Origin of the sequence: Pseudomonas gingeri (assembly GCF_013385635.1) — a bacterium.
In the GTDB taxonomy this organism is placed as follows: Bacteria; Pseudomonadota; Gammaproteobacteria; order Pseudomonadales; family Pseudomonadaceae; genus Aquipseudomonas; species Aquipseudomonas gingeri_A.
This window is the reverse complement of the sequence record NZ_JACAPR010000022.1, coordinates 54,290-78,787: the sequence shown is the minus strand read 5'-3', so window position 1 is coordinate 78,787 and position 24,498 is coordinate 54,290. Positions and strand designations below refer to the sequence as shown.

Genomic DNA, 24,498 nt, shown 5'->3' with positions numbered 1-24,498 from the left:
CCTTTTTTAAGAATTTATCAAACCTTCGGCCAGCTCCCGCAACATCCGCCGCCGGCACTCGCCGTCCTGTTCGCCACTGCCGGCACAGGCCAGGGCCCACACCCGGGTCGCCCCGACGCAGATCCCGGTATAACCGGCGGCATCGTTATCGGCATAGATGCTTGCGGCCATTTGCGCGTAGGCCCGGCTGTTGGCATCGGCGAAGGCCGCCGCGTTGGCCTCCGTGCTGAGTTCGGCGTAGTAGTCGGCATAACCCCGGGCATCGCCAAAATGCTCGGCGATCATGGCGGTGTTGGCCGGCGCGGTGGCGTATTCCAGGGCGATCTCATGGGCCCTGGCGTAACCTGCGGCATAGGGAAAGGCCCGGCGATACAACGCCGGCAGCAGCGGCTTGAGTGCCGCCAGCCATTCACCACGACGGCCGTTGAGTCCCAGGGCGGCGCGTCGATGCAATTGCTGCAAGGCCGCCAGGGCCGCGTGGTCGATATCCTCGGTGCCGTTGCCGGGTAAGCGCGACAACACCACTTCAGCCTGCCAGGCATGGACCACCCGGAAAGACACCGGCCCACCGAGCCCCTGCAAGCTGCGCCGCCAGCTCCGCACCCAGTCCTCTGGCTGCCCGGCGAGCAATACCGGGACCAGCGCCCGTAGCCAGTCCGCTGCTGTTTCAAGGTGCATGCCGTTCTCCTTGCCCATCGCTGCCGATCACCTCGGCAATCCGCCGGGCCCAGCGTCCGCCGACAATGCCGTAGTGATCGGTATCCAGCGTCATCCAGTCCGACAACCGTGGCAGCAACCCTTGCCAGGCCTGCTTCAGTTCGTCCGCCTGCCAGCCTTGGCCGATGCCATGGGGATTGGCCTGGCTGGCGATAAACACCCGGGTCGGGGTGTCCGGCAAGATCGGCGGGGTGAAGGTGCCCATGCTGGTCATATTGTGCTTGCAGCAAGTGGTCAGCCGTTGCCGATAGCCCTGCATCTCCTCGGATAAGCCCTGCCCGCCCGCCTGCGGCCAGCGTTGTGAAAACTCACGCTGGAACACCGTCTCGATCTGCCGCTCATCCATCCGTGCCAGCTCGGCACCGGCATCCGGCGCGGGCGGGTCGATCAGGTACAGCCGGGGTTGCTCCAGGCCCATCTGCCCTGCCGCCGCGCACATGGCCTGGGCCACCCACGCACCGAAGGACCAGCCAGCCAGCCGCCAGTCAAAAGACTCACGCGGGAAGCGCGCCTGTAAGGCCGCCAAGTAGCAGGCGGCCCGTTGCGAGAGGCTGATCGGCGGCAACTGTGGATGCTGCAACGCCGGATCGGCAATCATGCAGACGCCCAGAGTGGCGGGCAATGCCGCCACCAGCTCGCGATAGGCCTGCACATCGCCGCCCACCGGATGGACCAGGCACAGCCATTCCTTGCCGGCCCCCGGATTCCAGATATCCAGTTGCACCGCGTCCGCCCAGTCGATGGCGCTGTTGCTGGCAGGACAGTCCTGGGCATGGCTGGCATCGATCAGGGCGAGAACTTCCGCCAGGCTGACCTTGTGGCTGAACTGCGACAGTTGCAGGCCGATGCCCAGCCGCGACTGCACCTCGTCGATCAGGTCGAGCAGGGTCAGCGAGTCCGCGCCCAGGTCATACAGCGAGGCATCGTCCGGCAAGGTGTCCAGGCCGAGCCATTGACACAGGCAATGATGCAGATGTTCGGCCGGATCGACGCCCTGTCCGGTAGCCAGGCTATCGGCGACCGTCACCCCGCCCTGGTGGCGAACCGGATAAAAAGCCCGCGACGCCTCGATGGCGGTGGTCGATACCAGGCACTGCGGCAATTGCATCGCCAGGGCCAGGTCGAACACCCGGGCCCCCTCTTCGACCGACAGCCCGACCGCCAGGTGGCGTTGATGGGCTTCGTCGCTGGAGGTGACGGTGGTGGCCATGCCGCGCTCGCGCCAGATATCCCAGTTGAGGCCCATCCGTACACACCGGTTTGCCGGGTCCGGGTGGTAATGGGCAAAACCATCCAGTACCCCGCTGGCCGCGGCATAGTCCATATGCCCCGCGCCGCCAAGCATGGCCGACATGGACGAGCAGTACAGGACAAAACCGGGAGCCAGTCGCGCGATCAGCGCTTCCACCGCCAGCATGCCCAGGGTCTTGGCGGCCATGGCCGAGTCCATCTGCCGCGCATCGCGATGGCGGACCAGGCTGCCGGCCCCGACGCCCGCCGCATGAATGACCCCGGCCAGCTCGCCGTAGCGTTCGGCCAACTGTTCGAGCACCGCCGGCCAGCGTGCGAGGTCGGCGATATCGGCCTGCAGGCTGTCGATACGTCCGCGATGGGCCATCAGGTTCGCCGGCAGTTCACCTCTGCGGGATATCAGCACCACCCGCCGTCCAGGCGCTTGCAGCAAATGTTCGCAGAGGCTGCTGCCGATCCCGCCGCTGCCGCCCAGGACGAGGAACGTCCCGGCCAGGGGCAGCAAGGCGGAGGTTTCAGGCATTGGCGGCGGCGCACTGGCGATCAGTCGCGGTTGCCACAGGTAGTCGCCACGAATCGCCAGGCGTCGGGGCAATGCCGTCGGGTCGCTGAGCAGCACCGCCAGCCGTTCGGCCTGGTCGGCCCAGTGCGCCGACGGCAGGTCCAGCCAGTGGCAGCGCAGCGGATATTCCTGAGGCAGCACTTCGCAGGCCCCGGCCAGTGCGCCGAGCTCCGGTCTGTTGATCTCGCCTTCGACCGCGCAGGCCTGCCAGGACAGCAGCCACAAGCGCAACTTCGCCGGACGTGAATCGCCCCAGGCCTGCATCAGGGCGCCCAGGGTATCCAGGCAGGCCCATTGGGCGGCGGCCAGGCTTTGCTCGTTCACCGCGCCGCCGACCGACAGCGGCAAGGCGTGCAGCCAATCCAGCTCGGTCAGTTGCGGCTCGACGACCTCTGTAAGCAACGGCAACAGCGCCTGCGGATCACTCGGGTCGAGCTCGTAGCGGTCCGGTCCCAGGCGCCGCGAACCGTTGCCGGCTCGTACCTGGACCACGCGCCGGTAGACCGCCCCCAGGGCGTCCAGCAAGGCACTGTCCAGGGGCTCGTTGGCACAGACCACCAGGGTGTCGCGGCGCAGGTCGGACGACTTGTCGCTCAAGCGGCGTACGCGCAGCCACTGGCGTTGGTGGAACCACTCTGGCAAGGGTTTACGGGAAAGCTCAGGTGGACTTTCGGACACGATAACGGGGGGCTTTACCGATAACTGGAACCGGCAGGCTTCCAGGTCGAACGCCGATGGCCCGAGGTCCCAGGGGGGCGGCGCCGAACGTGCCGGCCAGTCGATCCGGGCACCGTCATACCAGGCTTGCAGGATGGCTTGCGGCGTCGCGTCCCGGGCCTGCCAGCGTCGGCTCGACAGCGGCACTTCGCGGATCAACGCTTCATCCACCGCCCACGGCTCACCTGGTCGATACTCCAGACCGTAGCGCCAGCGGTGTTGACGACGACCCGTTTGCAGGAAACGCAATACCGCTTCGTGGCGTTGCGGGAACCGGTCAAGGTACGCCTTGATCGCTGTGATATTGCGTTGCAGTGCCGTGCGGCTATGGGCGCAGATCAGCAGGCACGGCAGGCTTTGCGGAACAGGCTGCGACACCACTGGCCCGCTCGCGGGCGCCTCACCGACAATCACATGGGCATTGGTACCGCCGATACCGAAGCTGCTGACCCCCGCCAGACGGCGCCGGCCCTCCGGCCAGGGCAGCGCTTCGGTGGGGATATGGAACGGCGTGTGTTGCAGGTCGATCTGCGGATTGATCCGGTTGAACCCCAGGTTCGCCGGCAGCACGCCGTGATACACCGCCAGTGTCGCGCGGATCAGCCCGACCACGCCGGCCGCCGCGCCGAGGTGGCCGATCTGGCTTTTCACCGAGGCCAGGGCGCAACTGTTCGCCGGCGCCTCGCCGAACGCCTTGCTCAAGGCCGCGACTTCGATCGGGTCGCCCAGCAGCGTGCCGGTGCCATGGGCCTCGACATAACCGATATCGGCGCCGCGCAGTCCGGCCTTGTCCAGCGCTTCGCGGATCACCGCGCTCTGGCCGGCCACCGAGGGCGCGGTATAGCTCATCTTGTCGTGGCCGTCGTTGTTCAGCGCCGAGGCCTCGATGACTCCGTAGATCCGGTCGCCGTCCCGTTGTGCCCGGGCCAGGGGCTTGAGCACAACGACGCCATAGCCGCTAGCGCCGAGGGTGCCGCTGGCATCGTCGCTGAAGGGGCGGCACTGGCCGTCGCGGGAGAAGATATGTTGCGGCCGGTAGCGATAACCCTCGGTCAGGGTCGGGTCCACCAGCACGCCGGCGGCCAGCATGACATCGGCGTCACCCTGCCTGAGCAGCGCCGCCGCCAGGTGCACGGCGATCAATGAACTGCCGCAGGCGGCCTGCACGCTCATGGCCGGGCCGCCGAGGTTAAGGTGGTAGGCCGCCTTGGTCGCGAGGAAGTCCTTGTCGTGGTGCAGGGCCATCTGGAAGGTATCCGGCAACTGCGCCGCGTCGGCCTGGCGCAGCAGTTGCTGGAAGTAGGTGGTTTCGCCGCAACTGGCGATCAGGCCGATGCGCGGTCCGTCCGCCACGGGGACAATCGCCGCGTGCTCCAGGGCCTGCACGCAGGCCATCAGCAGATGGCGCTGCTGCGGGTCCATCAGCCGGGCTTCCTGGCGGCTGATGCCGAAGTACTCGGGATCGAAATCGAACATCCCGGCCAGTTGGCTACGGGCACCGACCAGCCCCTCTTCGGCGTTGAACAGTTCGATGCCCGAACCGCCCGCCTCGACCATCGACCAGAAGGCGCTCAGGTCCGCGGCCCCGGCGACATTCACTGCCATGCCGATCACCGCCATGGGTGAATGAGCATTGCGCTGATCAATACCATCGCGCTCGAGCAGCGGTTCGACCGGCGTCGCCGGTGCCTTCGACAAGTGGGCGGCCAGTCGTCGCGGAGTGACCTGCTCGAACAGCTCGGCCATGCTCACTTGCAGATCGGCTTCCTGGTTATAGCGGGTGTGCAGGCGCATCAGCCCGAGGCTGGTGGCCCCGGCCTCGAAGAAGGTCTGTTGCGGGTTGATCGGGCGGCCGATCACCGCTTCGAACAGTTGGCCCAGACGACGTTCCAGTGGGCTCGACGACGCCTCGGGTTCAATCAGGGTCGAGCGTCCCAGCAGTTCTCCCAGGCCCGCCAGTGCCTTGCGGTCGACCTTGCCGCTGGGTGTGCGGGGCCATTGCCCGACTCGCCGATAGGCATCGATCCGCACATGGGCCGGCAGTTCCCGGGCCACCCGGCGGTCCAGTTCCTCGGCAGCGGGTGCCATACCCTCAAGTTGCAGGTAGGCGATCAGTCTCGGCGGCTCGGCCTCCAGGGTCACGATTGCCCCCGTCACTTCAGGGGCCTGCATCAGCGCCGCCTCGATCTGCCCGAGTTCCAGACGATGACCACTCAGTTTGACCTGCTGGTCGTCACGGCCCAGGTAATGCAGATGGCCCAGGGCATCGACCCGCGCCAGGTCGCCGGTACGGTAGAACAGGCGCGTGGCACCATTGGCATCGGGCAGTTCGACGAAACGGCCGGCACTCAATTGCGGATCGCCCAGGTAGCAGCGGGCAACCATCGGCCCCGCCACCAGCAGGTAGCCCGGTGTGCCCGGCGGCAGCGGCCGGTCGTGTTCATCCACCAGCAGCAGGCAGGCATTGTCCACCGCCCGGCCGATGGGTGCGCGCAACGGCCAGTCCCGTGGTGCTCCCGCCAGGCGCAGGCCGGTCACCACGTGGGTTTCGCTCGGCCCGTAGTGATTGAACAGGCTCGCCAGGGGCATGCCGGCGAACCATTCCCGCAAGGCCGTGGTGCATAGCAGTTGTTCTCCCGCCGTGACCACCTCGCGCAATCGGGTTGGATAGAGGCCCCGGTTCACGGCGGTTTCGGCCAGGTGTTGCAGCGCCACGCAGGGCAGGAACAGACGCTCGATACCGGCGTCCTGCAGGTACTTCAGTAGCGCCGCTGCGTCCTGGCGCCAGCCCGGCTTGATCAGGTGGTAGCAACCGCCGCCGCACAGAGTGCTGAAAATCTCCTGGAACGAAACGTCGAAGGACAGCATGGAGAATTGCAGGGTCCGTGCCCGCGCCGCCAGACCACCCTCGCCGCGCTGCCACTGCAGCAGGTTGCACAGGGTCCGGTCCGCGACCTGGACGCCCTTGGGCGTGCCCGTCGAGCCGGAGGTGAACAACATGTACAACGGTCGTTCGCCCTGGTGCGGCACGCGGTTGAACGGTCTTGCCGGGGCATCGAGTTGCACTCGATGACGAGCGATGGCGTGGTCGCCAAGACCTTCTAGGGCCGCCTCGGTCGTGTTGCTGAACAGCAGGCAATGGGCTTGTGACTGCCCCAGTACCTGGCGCAGTACGACCTGGGGATAGCCGGGGTCGAGGGGAACGGCGGTCAGGTTGAGCTTGGCCAGCGCCAGCAAGGCAACGATATGCTCCACTGACGTATCGAGGAACAGCAGCACCGGGCCGGGGGCAACACCCGGCGCCGGCACTGCCGGATCTTCACGCAAGGTGGCCGCCAGGGTATCGGCCAGTTGATTCAGGCGCCCATAGCTCAGCCGCTGTTCGCCGGCCACCAGCGCCGTGGCGTCCGGCGTGCACCGCACCTGGTACTCGAACCAGTCCGCCACAGTGGTAAACGGCGGCTGCCCCGCCGCGCCCTGGCTGGCCGCCGGCAGGCGGCGGCGATAGGGCAACAGCAGCGTGTCCAGCGGTTTGTCCGGCGTCTGCAACAGCAGGTCCAGGCTATGGCGGAACAACTCGGCGGCTGCCTGGACCTGTGCCTCGGTGAAATAGTCGCACTGGTACTCCCACTCGCCGGTCAGCCCTTGCGCGCCCTCCACCAGCGACAGGGTCAGCGGGCACTTGGCCTGCAACGGCCCGGCAAATGCCAGGGGTTCGCCGAGACCGTCCAGCTTGGCAAAGTCGGTGTTTTCCAGCACGAACATGAAATCGAACAGCGCCTGGCTGCCCGACAGGCGCAGGTCCTCCACCACATCCGCCAGCGTCACATCCTGCAGCGCCAGTACCTGGCGAATCGTCGCGGTCTGCTCATGCAGCAGTGCGTCCAGGGAGCGGGCGCCGTCGACTGCCGTCGGGATCAGCACGGTATTGGCGAACATGCCCACCGCATCCTCGAACTCGGCCAGGGGCCGGTTGGACACCGGGCTGGCGATACGTGGACGCGGCAAACCGGTCAGGGCATGCAGGCTCCAGGCGAATACGCTGATCAGCACCTCGAAGCGGGTCAGTCGTTGTTGTCCGCAGAACCGGTCGAGGGCCAGGCATTGCTCCGTTTCCAGTGCCTGGCGATAGTGGCGGGCTTCGCTGCCGGCGTCGCTGCGCTGGGGCAACAATGCCGGCGATGCCTCCGGCTGCTCGCGATGGAACTGCGCCAGGGCCCGGCGTTGCTGGCGATAGTGTGGCGCGATGCTCCACTGCCCCTGCCACTGGCTGAACTCCAGCGGCGTCAGGCGATCGGCTCGTTCAGCAGCGGTACGGCCATGGAGAATGTCGCTGTAGAGCGTCAGCAGATCGTCGAACAGCAGGTTCAGCGACCAGCCATCGACCACGCTATGGTGCAGGTGCAGCAGCAACCGCGCACTGCCATCGGCGAACGGCAACAGCCAGGACTGGAACAGCGTGGGGCTGCGCAGATCGAAGGGTGTCGCGAATATCAGTGCGGCGAACGCCGGCCAGTTGTCCTCGGTGAACTGCCCACGGGCAAAGGTCTGGCAGGTGCTCCCCTGTTCGGCAACCACCTGGTCGATCCCCTCCGGCCCGGACTCGAAGGCCGTGCGCAATGCCGGGTGACGCGCGACCAGTTGCGCCAGGGCGAGGCTCACGGTCTCCAGTTCGATGCCCGCCGGCAGTCGCAGCACCAACGGCACGTTATAGGCGGTGGAGCCCGGTTCGCGCTGCTGCAACAACCACAGGCGTCGTTGCTCGGTGGTGGCCGGCAGGCGCGGCGACAAGCTTGGCGGCGGTGCCGGCGGATACAGCGCGGGATGCTCCTGCGGCGTAGCAATGGCCTCGGCCAGCCCGGCGAAGTTGTCCTCCAGCAACTGCGCCATGCTCAGCTCCACCCGCCACTGCCGGCGTACCGCCGAACGCAGGCGCAGGGCCTTGAGCGAGTCGCCGCCGCTGCGCAACCAATCGTCCTCGCCACCCAGTTGTGGCTGGCCCAGCAGCGCCCGCGCCTGCTCCAGCAACCAGGACAACGTCGGTGTTTCCTCGACCGCCGTGGCCCTTGGCGCGCGCCACGGCTGACCACCCTGCTCCAGCAGGCGCACACGGTCGACCTTGCCGTTGGCGGTCAGAGGCAGGCGTTCCAGCAGGAACAGCTGCTGCGGACGCATATAGGCCGGCAGTTGTGTCCGCAGATGGGCGTCGAAGCCGACAGGGTCCAGCTCGTCGCGGGGCACGATAAAGGCCAGCAACTGGTGGTCCTCGGCGGCCTGGCGCCGGGTGCAGACATAGGCCTGGGCCACGCCCGGATAGTCGAGGATGCGTTGCTCGACCTCGCCGGGTTCGATACGGAAACCGCGCACCTTGACCTGGCGGTCGACGCGGCCGATGTATTCGATCAGCCCCGCCTCGTTCTCGCGGCCCCGGTCGCCCGTGCGGTAATGCACCCGTGGCTGGCCATCGGCGCCGGGCAAGAGAACGAAGCAACGCGCCGTTTCCTCGGGCCGCTGGCGGTAACCACGGGCCACGCCGCTGCCTGTCAGGTACAGCTCGCCCGGCGTTCCCGGCGTGACCGGCCTTTGCTGTTCGTCGAGAAGCAGTACCCCGGTGTCGGGCAAGGGGCGACCGATCGGCACTGTGGCGCCCTCGAAGTCGCGGGAGATCGGATGGCACAAGGCAAAGGTGGTGCATTCGGTCGGACCGTAGACATTGAAGATCCGGCAGGCGCTGTGCGGGTTGGCCCGATACCAGTCGCGCACCGCGACGGCGCTGATCTGCTCTCCGCCGATCAACACCTGGCGCAGGCTGGCGAAGCAACGCGGGTATTCCTGGCTCAGGGTGTTGAACAGCGACACCGTCATGAACAACGTGGCGACCGCCTGGGTTTCCAGAACCTGGGCCAGGCGTCGTGCGTCGAGCAGTTCTTCATCGGCGATCATGACGCAGGTGCCGCCATTGAGCAGCGGTGCCCAGAGTTCAAAGCTGATGGCGTCGAACGCCGGGTTGGACAGGCAGGCAAAGCGTTCGCCGGGACGAATCTCGATATAACCGCCCGACTGTGCCAGGCGCAAGATCCCGAGCTCGCCGACTTCCACCGCCTTGGGGGTGCCGGTGGAGCCCGAGGTGTAGAACAGGAAGCTCACCTCGGCAGGTGCCTTGGTCGGCGGCAGGGTGCGGGTTGCCGGGGTATCGAGCAATACCGCCACTTCAGCCTGCCACAGACTGGCCGGCAGATCGGCGAACGGCTCGTCCACCAGTAACCCGACGCAGGCGCTGTCCTCCAGCATCCGTGTCCGTCGCGGCGGCGGGCTGGCCCGGTCCAGCGGCACCACCACGGCCCCGACCTTCAAGGCGCCGAGCAGCGCCGCCAGCCAGCGCCAGGAGCGCGGCATGCACAAGGCCAGTGACTGTTCGGGGCGCACGCCACGCGCCAGCAGGCCGTGGGCGATACGTTCGCTGGCGGCCGCCAGTTCCGCGTAGCTCAAACGCGTCTGCCGGTCGATCACCGCCAGGGCCTGGGGCGATGCCGTCACCTGCCGGGCGAAACGCCCGAGCAAGGTTGCCGGAACTGCTGGCTGCTGACTGTCTTGCTGCGTCCTGCTTTGCTGCACACTGTCCATTACGCCTCCTGCGTCAAAGATTCAGCCGGCAAGGCCTGCGCTACCACCCGGGCGGCGCTGTCGAAACGGCGCAATTCCTGTTCTAGGGTGCGCGCGACACGGCGCATCTCCACGGTTTCCAGCATGTCCCAGTGCCCGCCATTGACCAGTTTCGCCAGGTAACCGGCCCCGGCCCGACGACGCCAGAAATCGCGTAGTCCGTGGAGCTGGGCGCGACTGAAGCCTTCGCGGGCCTGGATCAGCACCACCCGCCCGGCCTTGGGCTGGCAGACGTACTCCGCCACGGCCATGCGGTTGTGGTTGTAGATATGGAAGTAGCGCTCGACCTGGGCGTCATCGATACCCGGATACATGCCGTTGAAGCGCACCAGCTTGTCGCGGAACTCGGCCATGTCCACCGGGGCCATCTGTTGCCGGTAGGCGGTGTTGTCCGAACCCTGGGTATCGAGCAGCACCACGGTGACCTGCCGGTGTCCCGCCGCTGTCAGCAGCCGGGCCATTTCGTAGGCCACCAGCCCGCCGAACGACAGGCCGGTGAGTACCAGCGGTTGCGCCACCAGCGGTTCGATCAGACGCAGATAGGCCGTGGCCATGGCCTCGACGGTCGGCTCGGTGGTTTCGCCGGGATTGAGTCCTGGCGACTGCACGCCATACACCCCCACCGATTCCGCCAGGACCTTGGCCAGCGACAAGTAGCAGAACGCCGTACCGCCGGCGGGATGGATGCACACCACATTGCGTTGGCCGTCACCCCGGCGGAACTCGATCAGGTTGCTTTGCGCCACCGCCGGATTGGCCCCCGAGCGGATCCAGCCGCCGAGCTCCTCGATGCTCGGATGACCGATCACCACGCGGATCGGCAGCTCGATGCCGAAGGCCTGGCCGACCTGGTGGGCCATCTTGATCGCGGCGATGGAGGTGCCGCCGACCGTGAAGAAGTTGTCGCGGATGCCGATCTGCGGGGCCAGCAGCAGGCCTTTCCAGATCTGATAGAGCTTGAGTTCGATATGGTCGCGCGGGCTGGACAGGTTGACCTGACGGCTCGCCAGGTCCTGGTCGGCCATGGTCCGCAGTGCCTCGCGGTCGATCTTGCCGTTGCTGGTCAGCGGCAGGTCCTCCAGCCACAGGTACGCGGCGGGCAGGACCTGGGTCGGCAAGGTGCTCGCCAGGTACGCGTGCACTGTGGCTTCCTCGGGGCGGGATGTCATGGCTACGCGACAACAGGCCACCAGTCGCTGGTTCTGCGCGGTATCGCCGACCATCAGCACCACTGCGCGACGCACGCCGGGAAACCCCTCCAGGCGCGCCTCGATCTCGCCGAGTTCCAGGCGTACACCACGCAGCTTGACCTGGAAATCATTGCGGCCAAGGAATTCCAGCTGGCCGTCCGGGCGATAACGCGCCAGGTCGCCGCTGCGATACAGGCGGTCGCCGGGGACGAACGGGCTGTCGATAAACCGCTCGGAGGTCAACGACTCCAGCCCCAGGTAACCCCGGGCCACGCCGACCCCGCCAATGTGCAACTGACCGCTGACACCCACCGGTACCGGCGTATCGTGTTCGTCGAGGACATACAGGCGGGCCTGGGCAATGGGCCGGCCGATGGGCAATTGCCGCGCCGGTACCTCGGCACCCGGTTCCAGGGTCCAGATACTGTTGATCACCGTGGTTTCGGTGGGACCGTAGACATTGTGCAACCGCGCGTTCGGCAAGACTTCCTGGAAGCGTCGGGCAATCGACGGTGTCAGTTCGCCGCCGCCGCAGAACACGTTGCGCAGGTCGACACAGTCGCTGACTTCATCGATCTCCAGGAACAGTTGCAGCATGGCCGGCACAAAGACCAGCGCGCTGATCCGTTGCTCCCGCGTCACGCGTACCAGATACGCCGGTTCGAGATGGCCGCCGGGCCGCGCCAGCACCAGGCGTCCGCCCGTGACCAGCGGCCAGAGCAGTTCCCAGGCCGAGGCATCGAAGCCGAACGGGATCTTCTGCAGCATCGCCGAATCCGGCCCCTCGCCACAGACCTGCGAACACCACAGCAGCAGATTGCTCAAGCCGCGATGGGCGACCATCGCCCCCTTGGGCAGCCCGGTGGTGCCGGAGGTGTAGATCACATAGGCGAGGTGCTCGGGTGTCAGCCCCACCGCGCGCGGATCGGGATTGTGCGCCGATTGCCCGGCCCAGCTCGCCGCGTCGCTTTCGAGATCGAACACCGGTACTTCGCGGCCCGTTTTGGCAAAAGCCGAGCGCAGCAAGTCGCGGGTCGCCCCATGGGCCAGCGCCACCAGCGGCGCGCTGTCCGCCAGCATGTGGCCCAGGCGCCCGACCGGATAGGTCGGGTCCAGGGGCACATAGGCGCCGCCGGCCTTGAACACCGCGAGGATGGCCACCGGCAGTTCCAGCGAGCGTTCCAGGCACACCGCGACCCGCACATCCGGACCGACACCGAGGCCACGCAGATGATGGGCCAGGCGATTGGCCCGGCTGTTGAGTTCGCCGTAGTCGAGGGTTGCGGACTCGAACAGCACCGCGTGATCCCGTGGCGCACTCGCCGCCCGGGCTTCGACCAGGTGATGGACGCAACCGGGGACCTGGGCCAGAGGGGCGCTGCGGTTCCAGTCGACGACTATCTGCTCGCGCTCTGCCGCGGTCAGCAGGTTCAGGGCGCCAATCGGCTGCTTGGCGTCCTCGGCGACCTGTTCGAGCAACTGCCGGTAGTGACCCGCCAGACGCTCCACGGTGGCAGCGTCGAACAGATCGGTGTTGTATTCCAACGTCAGTTGCAGGCCGTTGTCCTGCTCCACCAGTTCAAAGGCCAGGTCGAACTTGGCCGTGGCGCTGCTGGTGCCATGGGGCGTCAGGCTCAGGCCCGGCATCTCGACGGCCGCGCCAGGAGTGTTCTGCAACACCAGCATCACCTGGAACAACGGTGAATAGGCGGTATCGCGTTGCGGATTGACCGCCTCGACCACCCGCTCGAACGGCACGTCCTGATGGGCGTGGACCTCCAGCATGCGCACGCGGACCTCGCGCAGCAGTTCGGCGAAGGTCTGCCCCGCTTGCAGGTGGTTGCGGATCACCAGGGTATTGACGAAGTGACCGATCAGCGGCTCGATTTCCGCCCGCCCGCGATTGGCGAACGGCGTACCGATGGACACGTCCGACTGGCCGCTGTGGCGCCACAGCAACACCGCCAGAGTCGCCATCAGCACATTGAACAGCGAGCCCTGGGTCTGCCGCGCCAGGTCCTGCAGCCCACGCAGGGTGCCGCTGCCGAGACGACTGTGGCAAGTCGCACCGGCGTAACCTTGCACCCGTGGTCGTGGCCGATCAGTGGGCAGGGTCAGCAACGGTGGTGCGTCGGCCAGGGTCCGGCGCCAGTACTCAAGCTGCTCCTGCAAAGCCTCGCCGCCGAGCTGGCGTTGTTGCCAGCAGGCGTAATCGGCGTACTGCACCGGCAATGGCGCCAGGCTCGACGGTTCCCCCCCGAGGTAGTTGCCGTACAGGGTCACCACCTCGCGCAGCACGATGCCCATCGACCAGCCATCGGCGATGATGTGGTGCAGGTTGTACAGCCACAGGTACTCCTCGTCCGCCAGTTGCAGCAGAGAGGCCCGCAGCAGCGGCCCGCCCGCCAGGTCGAATGGCGCGCGGGCATCCTCGCTCACCCGCCTGCGCACCCGTGCCTCGCGTTCGCCGGGCGACAGGTCGCGCAGGTCGGTGACCGGCAACGGCATCGGCCGGTGTGGATGCACCACCTGGCATGGCTCGCCGTCGAGATTGCCGAACGTGGTGCGCAGTACTTCGTGACGCCGCACCAGTTCGTTCAGGGCCCGCTCCAGCACGGCGACGCCGAGCCGGCCCCTGAGCAGCAGCGCATTGGGAATGTTGTAGAACGGATTGCCCGGCTCCAACTGGTCGAGAAACCACAGTTGCCGCTGGGAAAACGACAACGGCAGCGGCGTCGTTCCTGCCATTCGCGGTGCAATACCATCGCCTTCGCCCAGCAGCGCGATCAGCGCCTGCTTGTGTTGCTTGAGGGCTTGCAGCAAGTCCTCGCCGAGGAACCCCTTGGGCGCCTTGCAGCGCAGCTTGTCGCCATCGACCTCAAGGCTCACGCCCTGACGACTGAACAGGTCCAGCAACTGATGGGCATTCATACTTCGATCTCCTCCATGTCGCTGTCATCATCCGTGTGGGCAGTGGCGAAGGCCTCTAGCTGGGCATTGCGCTGTTCGCCCGCGGCGCGCAGGCCGCCGACCAGCGAATAGACCAGTTGGTGGCTCGGCCCCAGGTCGAACAGTGCCGGCAGCGACTGCTCGTCGATCGAGCCCATGCCACACAGGCCCAGGCCTTGCTCCACCGCCGTCATGGTCAGCAACTGCGCCATCGCGCCGGCCTCGATCCGACAGAAATCCCGGCTGCGCTCGCCATAGAGCGGACGGATGGCCGCCAGGTCGGCGATCAGGAACAGGGCGAACGCGGCATCCTCATACACCGGACGGTTGACGAAATAGTCGTAAGTGTCGGGATCCAGCCGCGACGCTTCGCCGAAGGCCTGCAACCGGTGCTGCACCGGGTCGTAGTAGAAGGCGCCGCCGGGCACGCCATGGACACGCCCGGGCTTGATATACAGATAGGCCTGCAACGGATAGAGCCCGCCCGCCGAAGGGAACTGGTACTTAACCGCGCCTTCCAGTTGTCCGCGCGACAGCCCGGCCAGCCAGTGGGCGAATGCCGTTGTCGGGATCGGCTGCGGATCATAGCGGCGTACCGAGCGACAGTCGCTGAAGCGCCGGGCGAACCCGGCGTCTTCGGGCAATGCCAGGGCCACCGCCGGCAACGACCGGGAAAAACGCCGCCGGCCACGCTCGTCGGCCTTGAATTGCTGGCGCAGTTGCGGGTCTTCGATGACCTCCTCGACCACCGCCGCCGGTGGCAGGACACGGCTGACGAGTGCCTGGCCCTCCAGGCTGCGCCGATACAGTTCCAGCAGATTGGCCAGGGTCGGCTGGGCCAGCAGTTGCGCCAGGTGCGGACGGAACTGCAGTTCGGCGGACAAGGCATTGCTGATCCTGACGATATCGATCGAGGTGGCGCCCAGGCTCAGCAGATTGGCGTTGCCGGCAATCCCGTCGTGCTTGAGCAGTGCCTCGACGATTGCCACCAGCCGTTGTTCCCGTGGACCTTGCGGCTCCAGCAAGGGACCGCTGTCCTGGTTCACCCGGGGCTCGGGCAGGCGGCTCTTGTCGACCTTGCCGTTGGCCGACAGCGGCCAGGTTTCCAGGAAGGTAAACGACGTCGGCACCATGTATGCCGGCAGCTTGTCTGTCAGGTAGAGGGCGAAATCCCCAGCCTGCAACTGTGTATCGGCCTTGATCACATAGGCCGCCAGGCGCTTTTCGCCGTGCTGCCGGCCGAGGATGCGCAGCACCGCGCTCTGTACGCCGGGATGGCGGTTGAGCACGGCTTCGATCTCACCCAGTTCGATGCGATAGCCCTGGACCTTGACCTGATTGTCCTCGCGCCCGAGGAATTCGATATTGCCGTCCGGCAGCAGGCGGCCGAGGTCGCCGGTGCGGTACAGGCGTTCGCCGGTCAGCGGATGGCTGAAGAAACTGGCGGCGCTCTGGGCTTCATCGCGCCAGTAACCTTTTGCCAGGCCGATACCGCCGATATACAACTGCCCGGGCACCCAGGTCGGGCGCGATTGCAGCGCCTCGTCGAGGACATGGAAGCGCTGGTGATCCAGGGCCTTGCCATAGGGAATGCTGCGCCAGTCGGGGTCGACCTGGCCGATCGGGTAGCAGATCGACCAGATCGAGGCCTCGGTGGCACCGCCCAGGCTGATCACCTCGATGGCTGGTTGCAGCGCCCGCGCGCGGTCCGCCAGGTTCAGGGGGATCCAGTCGCCGGACAACATCGCCAGGCGCAGGCTGGCCGGCAGTTCGCCGCCCCGGTTTTCCTCGGACTCCAGCAACAGCCCGAGCAAGGCCGGCACCGAGTTCCACAGGCTGATCCGATGACGCCCGATCAATTCGCGCCAATGCAGCGGGTCGAGGGCCAGGCGGTGATCCAGCAGGACCACCGCCGCACCGGCCGCCAAGGTGCCGAAGAAGTCATAGACCGACAGGTCGAAGCTCAATGACGAGACCGCCAGGACCCGGTCCCGCGGGCCCACGGCAAAGCGCCGGTTGATATCCAGCAGCGTATTGACCGCCCCGGCGTGATCGATGACCACGCCCTTGGGCACCCCGGTGGAGCCCGAGGTATAGATGACATAGGCCAGGTCGCCGACACTCATCGTCACCGGTTGCAATTCAGGCCCGTCGCTCTCGGCGGCGTCGGTCACGTGGATGATCGCCACGCTCGACAACGCATCGCTGTCCAGGTCCAGGCCGGGCTGGGTCAACACCAGCCTGGCCTCGGCCCGTTCGAGGATGTGCCGCACGCGCTGTGCCGGCAGTGCCGGGTCGAGGGGCAGATAGGCGCCGCCGGCATACAGGATCGCCAGGGTCGCCACCACCTGCTCCCAACCCCGCTCCATCATCACCGCGACCAGTTGGTTGGGCACCACGCCCCGCGTCTGCAAGCAGGCGCCGAGCTGGCGCGCCTGGCGACGCAGTTGCTCGTAGCTCAGCTGTCGGTCAGGTGCGATCAACGCCAGCGCCGTCGGTGTCGCCAGGGCCTGGCGCTCGAACAACTCGTGCATCAACGGCGCCGTGGCCGGGCCTGGCGGCGGTGCCGGCAGGCAGGCCCGGGGTAGCAACTGCGTGGTGCTCGCGGTCCAGGCCTGGGGTTCGAGCAGGCGATCGAGCAACTGGTTATAGGCGTCGAACATCTGGCCGATCAGGCCTTCGGGGAACAGTTCGTCGATGCTGTCCCAGTTGAACAGCAGCCGTCCTTCCAGTTCCAGCAAGGTATGGTCGATCCACACTTGCGGGGTCTGGGTGATGCTGTGCACGTTCTGCGCCTGCAAGGCGTCCGCCAGGTTGTACTCGGCCTGTTGCGCGGCGGCCTCCGACAGGGTGCTGTTGAACACGATGGGGATCGCCGTCTGCTGGGCGCCACGGGCCTGGGACAGCTCGCGCAGCACCCGCACGCCGCTGACTGCCGCGTGGTCGATGTCCTGCCAGAGTTGCTGCTGGATCGCCCGGGCCTTGTCGATAAAGCCCTGGTTGCCGTCGATGCGCACTTCCAGCAGCACCAGCGAGGTGAAGTCGCCGATGATGCCGTCGACGTCCGGGTGCAACGGCAGGCGATTGAACAACGGCAGGCTGAGGGTGAAGCGCGGTTGGCGACTCCACAGCGCCAGCACTTCGCAGAAGGCGGTCAGCAACACCACCGAAGGGGTCACGGCAAACGACTTGGCCAACGCCTTCAGGCCTGTCCAATGCGCCGCTGGCAGTTGTCGGTCGCGCCGGGTGAAATGCGGTGCGGCGAGGCTTTCCGGCTGGCGCACCAGTGGCAGGTCCGGGGCCGGCGCCAGGCTGCCGACGCGTTCGCGCCAGTAGGCGAGCGCCCGTTCATAACGTACGCCACCGCGCAGCCGGTGTTCGGCCAGCACATAGTCGCGAAAGCCCAGGCCCGGCACGGGTAGCTCGAGCTGCGGATCGATGTAGCAGGCCATCAGTTCACGAGCGAGGATCTGGCTGCTGGCGGCATCGACGATCAGCGCATCGAGGCTGATGTGCAGATGGCTGATGCCGTCGTCGAGCAAGGTCAGGCTGAACTCGAACAGCGGCCAGCGACTGGCGTCCAACACCTGGTGGGACAGGCGCTGGCGGTTGCTTTCCAGGGCCTGGCGCGCGGCCTCGGGGTCCAGGCCGCGCAGGTCGATGCTCGGCATGCGGTAGACCGGCACCTCGGCCAGGACCTGCTGGGTGCCGTCGCTGAGAAACACCGCGCGCAACATGTCATGGCGCTCGATCATGCGGTTCAGCGCCCGCTCGAAACGGGCGCTGTCGAAATCGCGGATGCGCAGTTCCTCATAGCCGTGGGCACTGACACCACCCAGGCTGACCGTGGCCTCACGGCCGAACCAGTAGGCCTGCTGGATATCGGTCAGGGGAAACGGCTGGTGGCGGGCAGCGAGGTCCGGCTCGATCACGCCGAATGCCGGTTCGGCCTCTATCCGCTCGTCACGACTGGCGCGGACCTCGGCGATCAGCTCGCCCGGCGTCGGCGTCTTGAACAGGCTGCTCAGGGACAGTTGCGCCGACATGCGCTGGTTGATCGCGTAGACCAGCCTTGTGGCCAGCAGCGAATGCCCGCCGAGGTCGAAGAAGTTGTCCCGCAGGCCGACCCGCTCGCAGCGCAGGACTTCGGCCCAGATCGCCGTCAGCTGGATTTCATCGTCTGTTACTGGAGCCACGTAGGTGCCGCCGGACAGCCGCTCCGGCGCCGGCAGCGCACGGCGGTCGAGCTTGCCGTTGCCGGTCAGCGGCAACTGCGCCAGGGTCACCCAGGCGCCCGGGATCATGTGCTCGGGCAGATGCCGGCGCAGTGCATCGCGTAAGGTTTCTACCGTTGCCGAACCGACGATATAGGCCACCAGGCGCGGATCTCCCGGTGAGTCCTCGCGCAGCAGCACAGCGGCTTCCAGGACTCCCGGTTGTTGCTGCAGCAGACTGTCGATTTCACCCAGCTCGACGCGGAAACCGCGCAGCTTGACCTGTTGGTCGATACGTCCCAGGTACTGCACATTGCCGTCGGCGAGCCGGCGCGCCTGGTCGCCGCTGCGGTACATGCGCGCCCCCGGTTCGCGGCTGAACGGGTCGGGCAGGAAACGTTCGGCGGTCAGGCCGGGCTGGTTCAGGTAGCCCCGCGCCAGACAGGTACCGGCAATGTACAGCTCGCCCGCCACACCGACCGGCAGCGGGTTCAACGCGTCATCCAATACGTACAGCCGGGCGTTGTTGATCGGCCGGCCGATGGGCGGCGCCTCGGGCCACTCGCCGGCCTCGGCACAGGCCAGGCGGAACTGGCTGACCACATGGGTTTCGGTCGGTCCGTACTGGTTGTACAGGTGCGTGCCGCCAAGGCCGCGGACAAAGGCCCGCAGTTCGTCGTTGACCCGCAGGGCTTCGCCGGCGGTGATGATATCGCAGCCGCCGGGTGGCATCGGTGCGCCAACTTCGGTCAGGCCAGCGAGCTGTTGCAGCACGGCGAACGGCAGGAACGCCCGTTGCACGCCGGCCGCCACCAGGGTCGGGCGCAGATTGGCGAGGTCCTTGCGTTGCTCCTCGCTCATCAGTACCAGGCAGCCGCCCTGGCACAGGGTGCTGAAGATTTCCTGGAACGACACATCGAAGTTCAGCGAGGCGAATTGCAGCACTCGTTTCGGGAGCGGCGCCTGGCCCGTGGCCTCGGTCAGCTGCCAATCGATCAGGTTGTCCAGGGCCTGGTGGGTATGCGCCACGCCCTTGGGTCGGCCGCTGGAGCCGGAGGTGTAGAGCACATAGGCCAGGTTGGCCGGCTTGATCGCCAGCTCGGGGTTGTCGCTCGGCTGTCCAGCCCAGCACGCCTGGTCACTGTCCAGGCAATACAGCGGTAGCTCGCCGGCAGTGACCGGCAGCTTGTCGCGCAGTTGCGCGCTGGTCAGCAGCAGGCTCGGTGCCGCATCGCTGAACATATAGGCCAGGCGCCCGGCCGGATAGGCGGGATCGAACGGTACATAGGCGGCGCCTGCCTTGAGGATCGCCAACAGACCGATAACCATCTGTGGCGAACGCTCCAGGCTCAGGCCGACCCGGTCCTCGGCACCGATGCCCTGCCCGCGCAGAAAATGCGCCAGGCGGTTGGCGGCCGCATTCAGTCCGGCGTAGTCCTGCTCTTCATTGTGCCAGAGCAGTGCTGCGGCCTGCGGCGTCAATGCCACCTGGGCCTCGAAGCGGGCAAGAAAACCAATTTGCGGGACACGCCCGGAGCCGCTGCTATTCCATTCATCGCGCAGTTGCTGATGTTGTTCCGGGCTGAGCAGGTCGAGGCCGGCAACCGTTTGCTGGCTGTCGGCGACCATCTGTGTCAGTACCCGGCGCAGGTATTCGCCGAAACCGACTACCGTGGCCGGCTCGAACAATCCCGAGGCGTACTCCAGGCCACCGACGATCTCGTCGTTGCACTCGCTCAGGGCCAGTTGCAGGTCGAACTTGGCGATATGCCGTTGGCTTTCCACATGTTCGACGTCGAGCCCCGGCAGTATCAGGTCTTCGCACTGCACCTGCTCCCAGGCGAACAGCACCTGGAACAGCGGACTGTGGGCCAGGCTGCGGGTCGGGTTGAGCAACTCCACCACCTGCTCGAACGGCAGGTCCTGGTGTTCCTGGGCCTGCAACGCCACCGTGCGGGCCCGTTGCAACCACTGTCCGACGCTGGGGTTGTCGGACAGGTTCAGGCGCAGGGCCAGGGTATTGACGAAGAAACCGATCAGCGCCTCCAGCTCGCTGTTCGGGCGATTTGCCGACGGCACGCCGATCACCACTTCGCTCTGTCCCGACAATCGGGCCAGCACCAGTGCCCAGCCGGCCAGCAAGGTCATGAACAGGGTAGTGCCCTGCTGCCTGCTCAGGGCCTTGAGGCCTCGGGTCAGTTCCTTGTCGAATACCAGCGGCACCACACCGCCACGATAATCCTGCACCGGCGGGCGCTTGTGGTCGGCCGGCAGTTCCAGCAGCACCGGGGCACCGACGAGGGTTTCGCGCCAGTAACGGCTCTGCCGTTCCAGCACTTCGCCGGTCAGCCAGTCGCGTTGCCAGGCCGAATAATCGACGTATTGCAGCGCCAGTGGCGGCAGCGGATCGTCGCGATCCTGCAGAGCCGCCGTGTACAACTGCTGCAGTTCGCGGGTCAGCACGCCCATCGACCAGCCGTCCGAGACGATATGGTGCAAGGTCAGCAATAACAGCTGATCGTCGTCGGCCAGGCGTATCAGGCGCGCCCGGATCAGCGGTCCGCGTTCCAGGTCGAACGCCCGGCCACCCTCCTCGTCGACCAGCCGCGCCAGGCGCTCGCCGCTGGGGTCATCGCCTTCAAGTACCGTTTGCTCCAGCTTCAGGCCCTGTCCTGGCCCGGCAATCACTTGCCGTGGCTCGCCCTCGATGCGGATGAAGGTGGTGCGTAACGCTTCATGCCGCGCCAGCAGCTGATTGAGGCTGCGCTCCAGGGCCGGTATCTGCAGTCGGCCGCGCAGGCGCAGGTTCAGCGGCATATGGTAGGCGGCGCTGCCACCGTCCATCTGCGCCAGGAACCACAGGCGCTGCTGGGCGAATGACAACGTTTGCGTGGCACCGCGTTCGACCCGTTCGATGGACGAGTGCGGCGTCTCCCGGGCATCGCCCAGGCGCAGGGCGAAATGCTTCAGTTGCGGCGCGGCGAACAAGGCCGAGGCGGCGATGTCCAGGTCGAGGTTGCGACGGATCCGCGCAATCACCTGGATAACCAGCAAGGAATGACCGCCGAGGGCAAAGAAACCATCGTCACGCCCTACCCGCTCGATCCCCAGGACCTCGCCCCAGATCCGTGCCAGCTCGGTTTCCAGCGGTCCTTGCGGTGCTGTGTAGTGCTGCTGGTCGAAAGCCGTGGCATCCGGTGCCGGCAACGCGCTGCGGTCGAGCTTGCCGTTGGCGGTCAACGGCAAGGCGTCGAGGCGCACGAAGGCGCTCGGCACCATATAGTCCGGCAGGCTGCGGGCCAGTTTTTCCCGCAACTCGCCAGGGCCGGGGACCTGGTCCCCGGCCCTGCGGTAATAAGCCACCAGCCGCGGCTCGCCGAGGCTGTCGCTGCGCAGCAGCACCAGGCTGTCGCGCACGCCATCGATCTCGGCCAGTCGTGCTTCGATTTCGCCCAGTTCCAGGCGCAACCCGCGCAGCTTGGCCTGGGAGTCGTTGCGGCCGATAAACTCCAGGTTGCCATCAGCGCGGTAGCGAGCCAGGTCGCCGGTACGGTAGAGCCGTTCGCCGGCCACGAACGGATTGTCGACGAAACGTTCGACGCTCAATTGCGCCTGATTCAGGTAGCCACGGGCAACACCGACACCCCCGATATGCAGTTCCCCGGCGACACCAATCGGCACCGTGGCACCGGCGGCGTCCAGCAGATAGATACGGGTATTGGCCAGCGGCCGGCCGATGGGCAAGCTGCTGTCGAGTGACTGCTGGGCCGCCAGTTCGAAGCAGGTACTGTCGATACTGGCTTCGGTCACGCCATAGGCATGGACGATCCGTACCCGCTCGCCACAGCACTGGCGCAATTGGCGGGCGCTGTGGGCGGTCCAGATATCCGATCCGCAGATCACGGTGTCGAGGAACGACAACCCCTGGCCGCTTTCCTCGACCCAGGCCAGCAGCGGGTTGAGCACCGCCGGGACGAAGTCGGCGAAATCGATCTCGCTCTCGCGCAACAGCCGGTACAAGGCTGGTGGGTCCATCAGCACCTGGCGCGGGCACAGCACCAGCTCGCCGCCGAAACCCAGGGCGCGGATCAGGTCGGCGCTGAATACGTCGAAGGAAAATCCCGCCATCTGCAGGTGCCGCAGCCCCGGCCGCAGATTGTACAGGTCTTCCCAGGCGCTGCTGACCGCCACCAGTCCCCGATGCTCGACCATCACCCCCTTGGGTTGGCCGGTGGAGCCCGAGGTATAGATCACATAGGCGAGGTGTCGCGAGGTCAGTTGCAGCGCTTGTGGGTCGAGGTCCTGCTCAGGGTGGTCGGCCCAACGCGGCGCATCCTGTTGCAGGTCGAGCACTGTCGGTTTTATCGCCACACCGTCGAGGGCGGCGAGCAACGCCGCGCGGGCCGGGCCATGGGTCAGGACCACGGCCGGCGCGCTGTCGCTCAACATATGCGTCAGGCGCGGCAGCGGGTAACCCGGGTCCAACGGTACATAGGCGCCGCCGGCCTTGAGCACCGCCAGCACGGCGAGCGGCATATCCAGGGTGCGCTCCAGGCACAGGCCGACCCGCACGTCCGGGCCGACACCCCGTGCGCGCAGTTCATGGGCCAGGCGATTGGCGCGGACATTCAGTTCACCATAGTCGAGGCTGTCGACGCCGCAGCGCACGGCAATGGCCCCGGGATCATGCCGTACCCGGGCTTCGAACAGTTCATGCAGGCAACGACTGGTGTCGAAGGCGCGTTCGGTGCGGTTCCAGTCCAGCACCAGGCTGTCGCGCTCCTGGGCATCCAGCAGTTCCAGCTCCGCCACCGGACGCTGCGGCTGCGCCACCATGCCGACCAGAACCCGGCGCAGATACCCGGCGAAACGCGCCACGGTCGTTGCATCGAACAGCGCACTGGCGTACTCCAGGCCACCGCTGATCACGCCATCCTGCTCAGCCAGGACCAGGGTCAGGTCGAACTTGGCCGCCTGATGACCGCCGCGCAGCGGGCGGCTTTCCAGCCCGCTCAGTCGCAGCGTGCCCGGCTCGGTGTTTTCCCAGGCGAACATGACCTGGAACAGCGGACTGTAGGCCTGGCTGCGGGTGGGATTGAGCTGTTCCACCACCTGCTCGAACGGCAACTCCTGGTGTTCCTGGGCGCCGAGGGTCACGGCGCGGCTGTGCTCCAGTAACTGGCTCACCGTCGGCGAGTCGGTCAGTGACAGGCGCAGCACCAGGGTATTGACGAAGAACCCGATCAGGTCCTCGGTTTCCCGGCGTGTGCGGTTGGCGGTCGGCGTACCGATCAGCACCTCGCTTTGTCCCGAGAGACGCGCCAGCACCACGGCCCAGCCGGCCAGCAGGGTCATGAACAGCGTGCTGCCGTGGCGCAGGCTGAGGGCCTTGAGCTGTTCGGTCAGGGTGGCATCCAGCATCAGGGGTTCGAAGCCGCCCTGGTAGTCAGGCAGCACGGGCCGCGGGCGGTCACCGGGCAGCTCCAGCAAGGTCGGTGCCCCGGCCAGGGTGTCGCGCCAGTAGGCACCGTGGTCGGCCTGGGTATTGTCGAGGAGCCAGCGTCGCTGCCATTCGCAATAATCGGCGTATTGCAGGGCCGGGGCCGGCAGCGGGTCATCGAGATCCTGGCGGAAGGCGTCATACAGCTCCCCCAGTTCGCGGGTAAGTACCGCCATCGACCAGCCATCGCAGATGATGTGATGCAAGGTCAGCAGCAGTACGTGTTCCTGCTCGCCGACTATCAGCAGACGCCCGCGAAACAAAGGCCCCTGTTTCAGATCGAAGGGCGCATCCGCTTCTTCTTCGGTCAATACCGTGATCCGTGCCTCGGCCTCGGGATGATCGACGAGATCGTGGATCTGCCAGTCGAAACCCCGTCCGGGTTCGGCGATCACCTGCACCACCTCGTCGTCATGGGCGGCGAAGGTGGTGCGCAGCGATTCGTGACGGGCCACCAGCCGATCCAGCGCCCGCTTCAGTGCGGTTCGGTCCAGGGGGCCGCGCAACTGCAGGCCGAGGGGGATGTGATAAGCGCCGCCACCTCCCGCCAGTTGGGCGAGAAACCACAGCCGCCGCTGGGCGAAGGACGCCAGTGGCGTACCGGTGCGTTCCAGCGGAGTGATTTTCGGGCGTTTGTGCAAGGCGGCGAACTGCGCCGGCGTCATTTCACGCAACGAGGTCTTGTCGAACATTGAGGGCTACCGTCCATGACTGCATTATTTTTGTCGGGCTGCG

Annotated in this window: 4 protein-coding genes; all 4 read right to left on the bottom strand. The window is 66.6% G+C overall.

The window, feature by feature from the left end; all coding sequences use genetic code 11:
• Positions 1–6 precede the first annotated feature (6 nt).
• From HX851_RS25565 to HX851_RS25550, 4 genes are read right to left on the bottom strand one after another with little or no spacing between them, the layout of a single operon-like run.
• Complete coding sequence (locus HX851_RS25565) at positions 7–678, bottom strand: hypothetical protein (RefSeq protein WP_177065563.1); 672 nt, start codon at positions 676–678, stop codon at positions 7–9.
• Complete coding sequence (locus tag HX851_RS25560; protein ID WP_177065573.1) at positions 668–9,871, bottom strand: non-ribosomal peptide synthetase; 9,204 nt, start codon at positions 9,869–9,871, stop codon at positions 668–670. The genes HX851_RS25565 and HX851_RS25560 overlap by 11 nt, the downstream gene beginning before the upstream one ends.
• The gene (locus tag HX851_RS25555; RefSeq protein WP_177065574.1) at positions 9,871–14,031 is read right to left on the bottom strand and encodes a non-ribosomal peptide synthetase; all 4,161 of its coding nucleotides are present in this window, start codon (positions 14,029–14,031) and stop codon (positions 9,871–9,873) included. The genes HX851_RS25560 and HX851_RS25555 overlap by 1 nt, the downstream gene beginning before the upstream one ends.
• The gene (locus HX851_RS25550) at positions 14,028–24,455 is read right to left on the bottom strand and encodes a non-ribosomal peptide synthetase (protein ID WP_177065576.1); all 10,428 of its coding nucleotides are present in this window, start codon (positions 24,453–24,455) and stop codon (positions 14,028–14,030) included. The genes HX851_RS25555 and HX851_RS25550 overlap by 4 nt, the downstream gene beginning before the upstream one ends.
• Between the last annotated feature and the right edge of the window lie 43 nt (positions 24,456–24,498).